General features: G+C 56.0%; 13 protein-coding genes and 1 pseudogene. 5 read left to right on the forward strand and 9 right to left on the reverse strand.

Translation table 11 applies throughout. The features are described 5' to 3' along the window. Positions 1-1,076: 1,076 nt before the first annotated feature. On the forward strand, positions 1,077-2,231 hold the full coding sequence (gene metK, locus ACMX3H_RS13845; protein ID WP_415211248.1) for a methionine adenosyltransferase: 1,155 nt from the start codon (positions 1,077-1,079) through the stop codon (positions 2,229-2,231). A gap of 265 nt (positions 2,232-2,496) precedes the next feature. Here the strand turns inward: metK and ACMX3H_RS13850 are convergent, their stop codons facing one another. Further along, on the reverse strand, positions 2,497-2,637 hold the full coding sequence (locus ACMX3H_RS13850) for a hypothetical protein (protein WP_415211249.1): 141 nt from the start codon (positions 2,635-2,637) through the stop codon (positions 2,497-2,499). Between the two features lie 345 nt (positions 2,638-2,982). On the opposite strand from ACMX3H_RS13850, the pseudogene ACMX3H_RS13855 reads away from it, so the two are divergent. The 4 genes and pseudogenes from ACMX3H_RS13855 (at position 2,983) to ACMX3H_RS13870 (ending at position 6,503) form a co-directional block, all read left to right on the forward strand. After that, a pseudogene (locus tag ACMX3H_RS13855) lies at positions 2,983-4,381 on the forward strand (sugar porter family MFS transporter). A 340-nt stretch (positions 4,382-4,721) separates the two neighbouring features. After that, a complete protein-coding gene (locus tag ACMX3H_RS13860; RefSeq protein ID WP_415211250.1) occupies positions 4,722-5,237 on the forward strand; it encodes a SprT family zinc-dependent metalloprotease in 516 nt (171 codons plus the stop codon). A gap of 111 nt (positions 5,238-5,348) precedes the next feature. After that, positions 5,349-6,053 (forward strand): deoxyribonuclease I, encoded by a 705-nt coding sequence (endA, locus tag ACMX3H_RS13865; protein WP_415211257.1) that lies wholly within the window; start codon positions 5,349-5,351, stop codon positions 6,051-6,053. Positions 6,054-6,335: 282 nt separating this feature from the next. After that, entirely contained in the window at positions 6,336-6,503 is a 168-nt protein-coding gene (locus ACMX3H_RS13870; protein WP_415211251.1) for a hypothetical protein, read from the forward strand. Here the strand turns inward: ACMX3H_RS13870 and pilP are convergent. The 8 genes from pilP to ACMX3H_RS13910 form a co-directional block, all read right to left on the reverse strand. Next, positions 6,426-6,842 carry a type IV pilus biogenesis protein PilP gene (pilP, locus tag ACMX3H_RS13875; RefSeq protein WP_415211252.1) on the reverse strand — a complete coding sequence of 139 codons (417 nt, stop codon included), beginning with the start codon at positions 6,840-6,842 and terminating at the stop codon, positions 6,426-6,428. The two genes, ACMX3H_RS13870 and pilP, sit on opposite strands and share 78 nt — an antisense overlap. Further along, positions 6,829-7,392, reverse strand: a complete 564-nt coding sequence (gene pilO2 / locus ACMX3H_RS13880; protein WP_415211253.1) for a type 4b pilus protein PilO2 — start codon at positions 7,390-7,392, stop codon at positions 6,829-6,831. Before pilO2 (ACMX3H_RS13880) ends, pilP begins: the two co-directional genes overlap by 14 nt. Before the next feature lie 75 nt (positions 7,393-7,467). Then, the gene (gene pilO2 / locus ACMX3H_RS13885; protein ID WP_415211254.1) at positions 7,468-8,178 is read right to left on the reverse strand and encodes a type 4b pilus protein PilO2; all 711 of its coding nucleotides are present in this window, start codon (positions 8,176-8,178) and stop codon (positions 7,468-7,470) included. Positions 8,179-8,191: 13 nt separating this feature from the next. After that, complete coding sequence (locus tag ACMX3H_RS13890) at positions 8,192-9,106, reverse strand: hypothetical protein (RefSeq protein ID WP_415211258.1); 915 nt, start codon at positions 9,104-9,106, stop codon at positions 8,192-8,194. Next, the gene (locus ACMX3H_RS13895) at positions 9,079-9,897 is read right to left on the reverse strand and encodes a hypothetical protein (RefSeq protein WP_415211255.1); all 819 of its coding nucleotides are present in this window, start codon (positions 9,895-9,897) and stop codon (positions 9,079-9,081) included. The genes ACMX3H_RS13890 and ACMX3H_RS13895 overlap by 28 nt, the downstream gene beginning before the upstream one ends. A 12-nt stretch (positions 9,898-9,909) precedes the next feature. Further along, positions 9,910-10,113 (reverse strand): TcpQ domain-containing protein, encoded by a 204-nt coding sequence (locus ACMX3H_RS13900; protein WP_415211256.1) that lies wholly within the window; start codon positions 10,111-10,113, stop codon positions 9,910-9,912. Beyond that, positions 10,016-10,642, reverse strand: a complete 627-nt coding sequence (locus ACMX3H_RS13905) for a hypothetical protein (RefSeq protein WP_415211260.1) — start codon at positions 10,640-10,642, stop codon at positions 10,016-10,018. The genes ACMX3H_RS13900 and ACMX3H_RS13905 overlap by 98 nt, the downstream gene beginning before the upstream one ends. An 89-nt stretch (positions 10,643-10,731) precedes the next feature. Beyond that, a complete protein-coding gene (locus ACMX3H_RS13910) occupies positions 10,732-10,935 on the reverse strand; it encodes a TrbM/KikA/MpfK family conjugal transfer protein (protein ID WP_415211259.1) in 204 nt (67 codons plus the stop codon). Positions 10,936-10,948: the final 13 nt, after the last annotated feature.

Genomic DNA, 10,948 nt, shown 5'->3' on the forward strand with positions numbered 1-10,948 from the left:
TTCAGAACCACTAATTTCATATCACTCAAACCGGGATGGAAATAAAAGTTATTAAAATCAATAAAATGTGAAAATGCAATGAGCATAAGCGTGTAACGTAGGTTTACTGTCTCATACAACAAACCCACCAATAATTCAAGACGTCCTCCACGGGGCGCTTACACTGTCGTTCATGGCTACCTCCTGCATTGAGCGCAAAGTGTCTTGTCGAGCTGCACGGCGCGGTTCCTGGTCCAATCGTGAATCACTCATGGCGGCGGTCTCCCGGGCGCGACGCTATATTGCCGGCTACCGTCAATTCAACGTTCACGCCGGCTACAGCACTTGGACCGCCCGCGCGCAACGAACGTGGCAAGAAACGCTGCCGGACGCCGCCGGCGTCCGGTCTATCCAGACAGTAATTGTAAAACACCTTGGTGAACTCCGTGCTACAGGATGGCGGAACACCATCAATTAGGATTGCATGAAAGACCGTGTGACCCGAAATCAGAACCCCGCTGCTAGCCCGCCCGGGCGTCCTGAGCTGCTCCGGTCGGGCGGCGACTTCGACAAGAAAGGATGAGCGAGGCGTCGTGGGCAAAGGCGGCCTGACGCGCCGCGCGTCGGAAACGGGATGCAGAAACGAGAGACATCTTGCGCGTCATGAACCCTGTCTCCTGATAAAAAATAAGGCCCTCAACCGGGCGCCGGGGGATAAGTGTAAAATTTTTTAGCGCCCGTTCGGTTAACTTTTACGTTACCTGATGTAAACGCGCGCGATCTTACTACCGCTCAAAGGGGAAAAAAGCAAAATGAAATTGGCCTATGTCACTTTATTGACGCTTTTTTGTCCTCCGTTGAAACTAGCTGATATATTTCAGCCAAAAAATTACTGGCATTCAACCGAGACCCTACCCTAAAATAGCCATCCAGAAGTTAATCCATCTATACTGATTAACTGTTTTACTGCTGAACGACAGTTTCCGGGGGAGGCTGCATGACGCGTATCGTCATCATCTGGGCATCGCGTATTGCGGGGTCCCCGTCCCCAGCGCTACGCAGTCATTTCCAACCCGCATCCAAAGATAAAAAGACCAATGGCTAAACACCTATTTACATCTGAATCTGTTTCAGAGGGGCATCCTGATAAAATCGCGGACCAGATTTCCGACGCCGTGCTGGACGCCATTCTGGCGCAGGATCCCAAGGCGCGCGTCGCCTGCGAAACCTATGTTAAAACTGGCATGGTTCTGGTGGGCGGCGAAATCACCACCAGCGCCTGGGTGGATATTGAAGAATTGACGCGCAGCACTATCCGCGAGATCGGTTACATTCATTCGGATATGGGGTTTGACGCCAACTCTTGCGCCGTGCTGAGCGCCATTGGTAAGCAGTCTCCGGATATTAACCAGGGCGTGGATCGCACCGATCCGCTAGAACAGGGCGCGGGCGACCAAGGGCTGATGTTCGGTTACGCCACCAATGAAACCGATGTGCTGATGCCGGCGCCGATCACTTACGCGCACCGTTTGGTGGCGCGCCAGTCCCAGGTCCGTAAAAACGGCACCCTGCCCTGGCTGCGTCCGGACGCCAAAAGTCAGGTCACTTTCGCCTACGACAACGGCAAAGTGGTGGGCATCGATGCCGTGGTGCTGTCCACGCAGCATGCGGAAGACATCGCCCTGCCGCAGTTGAAAGAAGCGGTGATGGAAGAGATCATCAAGCCGGTTCTGCTCGCGGAATGGCTCTCCCCCCAGACCAAATATTTTATCAACCCGACCGGCCGTTTCGTTATCGGCGGCCCGATGGGCGACTGTGGGCTGACCGGCCGTAAAATCATCGTCGATACCTACGGCGGCATGGCCCGTCACGGCGGTGGCGCTTTCTCCGGCAAGGATCCGTCCAAGGTTGACCGTTCGGCGGCGTATGCCGCGCGCTACGTGGCAAAAAACATCGCCGCCGCCGGTCTGGCCGAGCGCTGCGAAATTCAGGTGTCCTACGCCATCGGCGTGGCGGAGCCGACCTCCATCACGATCGAAACCTTCGGCACCGAAAAGATCCCGGTGGAAAACCTGACGGCGATGGTGCGCGAATTCTTCGACCTGCGTCCTTATGGGCTCATCACCATGCTGGATCTGCTGCAGCCGATCTACCGCGAAACCGCCGCCTACGGCCATTTCGGGCGCGAACATTTCCCGTGGGAAAAGACCGATAAAGCCGAACTGCTGCGGGACGCCGCCGGCCTGAAATAACGCGCTATGACGCGCGACGGGCATAAAGCCGCGACACCGAAACGGCGATCGAGACGATCGCCGTTTTTTTTGCCTGCTGGACAGGTTTCCCGCCGATATTCGCCCGCCGATAAAGTCTGCGTTCTAGGGGCGGGCCCCTCCCAAATCCTGCTTTCACACTCCACTATTGCGATCGGGTCTGGCACTGCCCTTCCCTCTGTTGCAGTCTGGCCTGGCGCTACCCCCCGGATGCCTGCGGCCCGTCATCACGCGGGGTGATACGGGTTTATTTACCAGGCGGACGCATATCGGCTAGTGCAATTTTGCCTGCCGTCGCAGGGCTGCGACGTTTTTCTACGGCGTTCATACTGTCTAGTCGCCCCGGTTCAGCGCGATAAAACTTATTCAGCGAAAATTTTTGTTTCATCTACACTAAAACACGCCGCCACACCAAAGAGACGTTGATCTTTTTTGAAACCGATTACAGAAAAATATATTATTATTATCATTAATTTATTATGAATACGGCAAACAATAATTTCTTCATTTCTCATTTGTTACAAAATGGGTACGACATCCGGATTATTCCCGATGACAACCGCTCTGAATACCCTATATTAGCGGGACAACGCTTTTTGCTACGGATGAATATGCTGACAGACAGGGATAAGTGTATGTAACCGATTATATACTTGTGATCGACTTCACACTTTGTCAGCATACATTTACATAACATTAATAATTATTAATTTACGTAGTACATGGAGGCATTATGAGTACTGCCACACATAAATCCGGCAGATCCCATGCTCGTTTTATTTTTTTCGTTTGTTTTATGGCGGCGTTGGCCGGCCTGCTATTTGGACTGGATATTGGCGTCATCGCCGGCGCGCTGCCTTTCCTGTCTACGGACTTGCACATTGATAATCGTCAACAGGAATGGGTCGTTAGCTCCATGATGTTTGGCGCCGCGGTGGGCCGCCCTCGCCGCCGGCTGGATGTCAGCCAAATTGGGACGGAAATTCAGCCTGCTTACCGGCGCCGTTTTGTTCATCATCGGTTCGCTGTGGTCGGTGCTATCGCCCAATGTGGAATCGCTGGTCATCGCCCGTATTCTGCTGGGGCTAGCGGTCGGGATTGCCTCTTATACCGCCCCGCTTTACCTGTCGGAAATCGCGCCGGAAAAGATCCGCGGTTCGATGATTTCCATGTATCAGCTGATGATCACCATCGGGATCCTGGCAGCCTATCTTTCTGATATCGCTTTCAGCTATAGCGGCTCCTGGCGTTGGATGCTGGGTATCATCACCATTCCCGCGGTGTTGCTGTTTATCGGCGTGCTGTTTCTGCCGGGCAGCCCGCGCTGGCGGGCGGCCCGAGGGCGTTACCATGAAGCACAAAAAGTGCTGGATTTGCTGCGCAGTTCCAGCGAACAGGTACGCAAAGAACTAGAAGAAATCCGCGAAAGTTTGAAAGTCAAACAAAGCGGCTGGGCGCTGTTCAAAGACAACAGTAATTTCCGCAGCGCGGTCTTTCTCGACGTCCTGCTGCAGGTGATGCAGCAATTCACCGGTATGAACGTTATCATGTATTATGCGCCGAAAATCTTCAGAATTGCCGGTTTTACCAGCACCGCCAACCAGATGTGGGGAACGGTGATTGTCGGGTTGGTCAATGTGTTGGCGACGTTTATCGCTATCGCTCTGGTGGATCGCTGGGGCCGTAAACCGACCCTGAAACTGGGCTTCCTGGTCATGGCGGTCGGTATGGGCGTGCTGGGCACGCTGCTGCATCTGGGGATCGACACCGAATTCCAAAAATACTTTGCCATCGTTATGCTGATGTTGTTTATCGTCGGCTTCGCGATGAGCGCCGGCCCGCTGATTTGGGTACTGTGTTCTGAAATTCAGCCGCTGAAAGGGCGCGACTTCGGTATCACCGTGTCCACCGCCACCAACTGGATTGCCAACATGATCGTCGGCGCGACCTTCCTGACCATGCTGGAGACTCTGGGCAACGCCAACACCTTCTGGGTGTACGGCGCGCTGAACGTCATCTTTATCGTGTTGACCATTATGCTGATTCCGGAAACCAAAAACGTTTCCCTTGAGCATATTGAACGTAATTTGATGACCGGCAAGCCGCTGCGCGAAATTGGCGCGCGGGATTAACCGCTACCCCTTGTGTAGACCCTACGCCGCCGTCCCGCTGGGCGGCGGCGTTTTTTATGCTCCCGAGGCGGGATGCAGAGGCCCGCCTTCGCAGCCTGCTCGATGGCCTGGGCGTGGCAGCGTTTTTGTTTCCATGCTCATTGTGGGCCGCTGAGCGCGGGGTTTGCCCAAGCCCCCCCTTGCGACAACGACGTCCCGGGTGCGGATGTCACGCGCTGACGCGCTCGGATTGCAATGCGCATCTGCGGCAGCGAAACGTTGTCCTGTGCACAGCTGGACGGTGCCGCACGCCGTTCTCACGCTGTTGCATCCTGTTGCGCCGCCGGTTAGGCTGACGAATATGAAACCGTTACGTATCCCAATAGCCCTGCAGCAGGGCGTCATGCAGTGCCTGCGGGCCAAGCTCGCACAGGCAGGGGAGTATTTTGACTGTATTTTTCCCGAACCCACCATCACCTATCAACAGCGTGGTACCTACGCCGGCACCGCCTGGCTGGAGCGCTGGGAAATCCGCCTGAACCCGCAATTGCTGCTAGAAAATCAGCAAGCCTTCATTGATGAAGTGATTCCGCACGAGCTGGCGCATCTGCTGGTGTTTCGCCAGTTTGGCCGGGTGGCACCCCACGGACGGGAGTGGCGCTGGATGATGAGTCACGTGCTGCAAACCCCTGCCCGCCGTACCCACGAATTCGATCTGGCGGTCGTGAGACCTAATACGTTCTCCTACCGCTGCGGCTGTCAGCAGCATGCCCTGACCGTACGCGGGCATAACCGCGTTCTGCGCGGTGAGGCCCAATACCACTGYAGACGCTGCGGCGACATATTACAGCCCGAGACAAGTACGGCGGGACGTTAAGACTCCACGTGCGCTTTCCTTCATTTCCGTCATTCGACGCGCAGCGCGTTCAATTTGCCTGTCGCTGCGTAATTAGGTAACCTGCGCTTTTCCAAATTGAACACGCTGATGATGCTGCATAAAACTTCCGGCCTGCTGGCCGCTGCCTTATTGTTCCTTTCCTTTTCCACCGCGGCCAAGGTGCAGCAGATTACCAATTTCAACCAGGCGAAAGCGGCGGCGGTGAAAATCAATCGCGACGCACCCGGCACCTTTTACTGTGGTTGCCCCATCCGCTGGCAGGGCAAAAAAGGCATCCCGGATCTGGCGTCCTGCGGTTATCAGGTGCGTAAAAGCGAGCTGCGCGCCACCCGCATCGAATGGGAACATGTGGTACCGGCTTGGGAGTTCGGCCACCAGCGCCAATGCTGGCAAAACGGTGGTCGTAAAAACTGCGCCAAAGATTCGGTTTATCGGCAAATCGAAACCGACCTACATAACCTGCAGCCCGCAATCGGCGAAGTGAACGGCGATCGCGGCAACTATCAGTACAGTCAATGGCGCGGCGGCGAAGGCCAGTACGGCCGCTGTGAAATGAAGGTGGATTTCAAAAACAAGCAGGCGGAGCCGCCGGCCCGCGCGCGCGGCGCCATCGCACGGACTTACTTCTACATGCGCGATCGTTATCAGCTTCGTCTTTCCCGGGCGCAAACGCAGTTATTTGACGTATGGGGCCGTACCTATCCGGTGACCGAGTGGGAATGCAAACGCAATCAGCGTATCGCCGCGGGGCAGGGCAATCTCAATCCTTATATCACGCGGGCTTGCAGCCAATAAAAGCGCTGCTCTACACGTAAGCGCCCCGTGGAGAACGTCTTGAATTATTGGTGGGTTTGTTATATGAGACAGTAAACCTACGTTACACGCTTATGCTCATTGCATTTTCACATTGTATTGATTTTAATAACTTTTATTTCCATCCCGGTTTGAGTGATATGAAATTAGTGGTTCTGAAGTTTGTGATAGTGTCCATTAAAATTTAAATGGACACTATCATCGCCGGATTATCCATGATCTGACAGCCGTCCCTTATAGGATGCGGGCTCACGAGGCATCGTAGTGGAACATATTCTTACCGGGCCATACAACAAACCCACCAATAATTCAAGACGTCCTCCACGGGGCGCTTACCATCTCTTCACCTTATCGTTAATTCAGCGTAACGGTTTTTCCCGTCTCGATATGCACCGTCTCCACGCCGTTAAGGGTGATACGGGCAATTTTTAACGTCCCAGCAATCACATCCCCCGCCTGATTGACCGTTTCACGGCCGCCCGCATCACGGAGCGTGACCTTCATCGTTTTGCCGTTACCGAAAATCTTGACCACGTCCGGCAACGTCGCACGGGGCGCACCCGCCCCCTCGCTGCCACTATAAACACGCCCCGCCATCAGCGGCTGGCTGGCTTCCGCTTTGGCCCGATTCGCGGCGGCCAGCAACTCGTAATACATCCGTTCGCTTTGCAGCACATCCAGATCCCCGACCGTTTTCACCTCTCCGGCGGCCATCACCGACACGCTGGCAAACAAGACTATCCCCGCACAGCAGACGTTACGCCTTACCATAAATTTCTCCCTTCACATGATAGGACAGATGCCCGTCGTCGTTATTGATACTGACAATGACCTGCAACAGCCTGACGCCGGTCAAATCGGCGCGGCTGAAAATCATTTTCGGCGGGATCTCACTGTCGTACTCAAAGGAATAGGCCCGCCAGTCCTGCACCGGCAACGCCGCGGCCTCCTCGCTTTTTTCCAGCACCTTCGGCGGGATGTCGCCAAAGGACACATTGACGTTCACCCCCTGAAACAACGAAATCATTTTCAGCATCTGCGCCCCCATATCCTGCATCGGATCATCCCCGTTGGGCCGATACGGCACCGGCAGGGTAAAGGTCGTCACGGCCGTATCCCGGTAGTTGAATGCCACCGGCACGTCATAGCGCCTTTTCACTGCCTCGACAAAATCCCGTGTTTTAACCGCCGAACCAGGGATACGCGCATAGGACACGCTGAGATGACCGGTCGTACAGTTCACGGCGGTCGGCACCCAGCCGCGCAACGATAGCGGTATGCTGAACAGCCGGGCGTCACAGGCATGAAGAAAATCCTGCACTGACGGCGTCTCTATCCACGGATGCGCCAGTTGACTGAGCGCCGCCTGATAGCGTGCCTCTCGGTTAATCCGCGCCTAATGCGCTAACGCACGCGCCTGCTCCTGCTGTCTGAGGCTTTCCTGCGCATCGTAATAACGCGACAGTCCCCAGACGCCCAACAGGCCGACGCCGACCAGGCCGCCCATGACCCGCATCTGCATCGGCGTCATGCCCCAGGTCAGCGGCCTGAGCTTGAAATCCTTGCGTAACGCCTTGTCAGACAACAACGCGGTCAGATCCAGCGCGTCGGTTACCCACATAAAACGCGACGGATCGCCAAAGACCTTGATGTCCAGGTCGGTCCGGTTGCCTTTTAACGACGCCTTTAAATCAATCACGGTCTGCTCAAGCGCCGCTTCCGTATAGAGTTCATCGGAAAAAGGGTGTATGCCGCCCTTCTCCGTCCGGCCAACCAGCGTATATTCAGCGCTGTCGCCGCGCTGCCCGAGCGGGATCACGGCGATGCAAGGTCCCTCCAGCAACGAGGCGAGCGCGACGGTCAGCGAATAGCAGCCCCGTAGCTGAAACGGCGTTTTAGGCGCAAACCCCGCCTGTATCGCGTCACTCTGGCGGATAGCCACCACATCCAGCTTTTCCTGGCGGCCAATGCGCCGGATTTCTTTCATGATATTGCGCTGCGCCTTCACCACCCGCCAGCGCAGCCCCACCACAAAGCGTTTCTTATTGAGTGTCAACACCCGAATGTGATTCTGCGCATCCTGTGCTAACGGTAATACGGTCTCCATACTCTCCCCCCGGCTACTGGATAAACGGCGTCACGGTGATCACGAACGACTGCCGGGTTTTATTGCCGGTCAAACCGCCGCCGAAAAACCAGTGATTGGCGGAGCCGACCCCCTGCTTGTTCACATTTTCCATGCTCTGGTCATAACCGCTTAATACCAGGGTTTGCCCCGATTTCATCCAGACGTGCTGGGGAATGGCATTGGTGTCTAAATCCGGCCCCTCAATACTTTCGTCTTTCGAGGTCAGTTTTCTTAATTGCTTCAGCGAGGAAATATCAATAAAGATACTGAGCATCAACCGATCGCTGTCTTTCACCAGTTTGGGCAACAGGGTGATATTGGTGCCGGTCGTGACCGAACCCGGGTTGAGCGTCTGGGTGGTGACCACCTGGCTACCGTTGCTCACCGGCGTAGAGCCAATATTTTTCATATAGGTGGTCTGTTTGCCGGTCATCATCGATACCGAGGCCATATTGGTTGTCGTCAGCGGGATGGTTCTGACATTCGCCACCGTGACCTGCGGCGATAACGCCTTGAACAGCAACGATGACCTGGCAAACTGCCCCGTCCGCCCGCTCGCCGTATCCAGGATACTGTAACCCCCCGTAACCGCCTCCGTGCTGGCGTTGAAGTGATTCGCCAGCGTGATACCGTACTGCTCGGACAGGGAGCGGAACACCAGATCCCAGTCCAGGCCCAGCGTATCGTTGGCGTCGGTATTAATGGTGTAAATCACCACCTCAAAGCGCACCTGGCGACTTAACGCCTGATTTTCCGCTTTCAGATAGTCGCCAATGCGACTGACCACCTCCGGCACATCGGTGACCATCACCGTCCCAGTCGTCTGGTTCATGCTCAGACGGCCCACATCCGGCGTCAGCATACTTTCCGCTGTGGCTTTCAGGTCAGCATAGAGGTTGTTGCCCATTTCCACATCAGACTGCGTGGTCGAGCCCTCCTGACCACTGACGCCGCCGCGACTGCCCGTGTGCCGCCGCTGCCCGCATCATCCCCGCCGCTGAGGGTGGACACACCGCTTATCACGTTGTTTTTCAGCTTGTACTTCGCATCCCCCGCATCAATGTCGAAGCGAGCGGTCTGAAGATAGAAAAAGGTGATAGCCCCCTCTTCATAGCGCCAGGAAATGCCCAGCCGCGCCGTCACAATATCCAGCAAGCCACCGATATCGCCTTGATAAGACACATCGGCAATGCGGCGCGGCTCCCCGCCCTGTCCGTTGACCGCCCTCTCGCTCGCCGCAACGCCAAACGACGCCAGCGGACGCATGCCGCCGGGCGCAGACGGCGGTACCGGGGGAGGAACGTCGCGCAAACGCTGCGTGGCGGTAGCACTGCCCGCCCCACTGCCTTGTGACAACAGGGCCGCCGCATCTGGCGTAACCCGTGTGCGGATATGGCATTGCTCGGTCACATCCTGACTAAACTGATAAATATCTTGCGGCGTGACCGTCCGGTAAACCATATGACAGTGCAGCAGCCTCTCGGGCAGGCCATAGTGCGGTTTTTCCAGCGGCACCGGATTGACCCACTGGTCTTGATGGAACTGCACCACCGGCCGGTTAGCTTTTTTTAATAACGCCGTCGTCTCCGTCGCTTTTTTTTCTGCCGTGCGCTGTGTCTGATGAATGCGCTCAACTGCCGCACACCCTGCCAATAACGGCAGACTCAGCGACAGCGCCAGCCAGTTTTTCTTTTTCATACCTCATCCATTTTATTTTTTATCACTGACCACCATCAAACACTGTGCCCGATAACCATCCACGTACAGCGGTGTATGGGCGTCGCGATACAAGGAAAATAATTGCTGCGTCACGGCTTCAAAGCTGCCGGTAAACGTCAGCGGGGAATCCACCGGATAATCGGTTTGCACCGGCCAGCGTACCGTCCAGTGCCGGGGACGACTGACAGGTCTCACCCGCCGCCCAGCGCATAAATGCCTGTTTTAATGTGGTCCCCGGCGTTATCGTCCACAGACGCGGCGGCAGCAGCGGTTTCACCGGCGTCGGCCCCTGACGGGCAACGGCCCCGCCGGAGAAGGGATTTTTTCCCATCGACGCGCCGGCAAGCGGCGGTACCACCACGGGCGACCCCGGCCCTTTCAGGGGTTTGATGGACGATGTCCCGCTCATCGGCAGCACAGGCGGTTTTGCCGGGGTTTTCGCGGCAGGGCGTTTGTCCGCCACTGTGTTTCCCGTCGCCGCCAGTTTGACGGCGGGCAAGGGGGAACTGGCCGCGTTTTGACTGACCGGTAATCTCGCTGACGGTGACGACACCACGGATAACGTCCGAACAGGCGCGGGCGTCTCCGTCAGCATCCCGTAAGACGGCAGGGACGGATTGACCGGCAAAAAGGCCCCTTTCGGCGTCGGCAATGTGGGCGCGCGGCTGCACCCGCAAAGCAGGCAGGCACACAGCGACACCCGGAGTACAGGTTCAAGGCGCATAATCTTCTCTGTCTGGATAAAGGAACCCGGCGGGCATCAGGAAAGTGTTTCCTGATGGCGGACGGGTTGGACAAGCCGCCTGCGGCGCGTCAGCCCCGCACACGCCCAAACTGGCTCAATATTTTGTTGACATTCTCTGGATCAGCGCTCGCGCATTGCCCCAGTAACTGACGGCGTAAATCCAGCGTCTTACGCGGATCAAAACTGAATTTTTTAAACGCATTAAGACTGAAAAAGGTTTTAATCGCGCCACGGCATTCTGAAGGCGTCTGGCCCGACACTTTTCCCGCCATACATAAAAATACC

Origin of the sequence: Sodalis sp. (in: enterobacteria) (assembly GCF_047607725.1) — a bacterium.
Lineage (GTDB): Bacteria > Pseudomonadota > Gammaproteobacteria > Enterobacterales > Enterobacteriaceae > JBLKSS01.

Bases quoted from the DNA above. Each gene is read 5' to 3' on its own strand.
- metK (WP_415211248.1), top strand. From the start codon at position 1,077: ATGGCTAAACACCTATTTACATCTGAATCTGTTTCAGAGGGGCATCCT.
- ACMX3H_RS13850 (WP_415211249.1), bottom strand. From the start codon at position 2,637: ATGAAACAAAAATTTTCGCTGAATAAGTTTTATCGCGCTGAACCGGGG.
- endA (WP_415211257.1), top strand. From the start codon at position 5,349: ATGCTGCATAAAACTTCCGGCCTGCTGGCCGCTGCCTTATTGTTCCTT.
- pilP (WP_415211252.1), bottom strand. From the start codon at position 6,842: ATGGTAAGGCGTAACGTCTGCTGTGCGGGGATAGTCTTGTTTGCCAGC.
- pilO2 (WP_415211254.1), bottom strand. From the start codon at position 8,178: ATGGAGACCGTATTACCGTTAGCACAGGATGCGCAGAATCACATTCGG.
- ACMX3H_RS13890 (WP_415211258.1), bottom strand. From the start codon at position 9,106: ATGGGCAACAACCTCTATGCTGACCTGAAAGCCACAGCGGAAAGTATG.
- ACMX3H_RS13895 (WP_415211255.1), bottom strand. From the start codon at position 9,897: ATGAAAAAGAAAAACTGGCTGGCGCTGTCGCTGAGTCTGCCGTTATTG.
- ACMX3H_RS13905 (WP_415211260.1), bottom strand. From the start codon at position 10,642: ATGCGCCTTGAACCTGTACTCCGGGTGTCGCTGTGTGCCTGCCTGCTT.
- ACMX3H_RS13910 (WP_415211259.1), bottom strand. From the start codon at position 10,935: ATGGCGGGAAAAGTGTCGGGCCAGACGCCTTCAGAATGCCGTGGCGCG.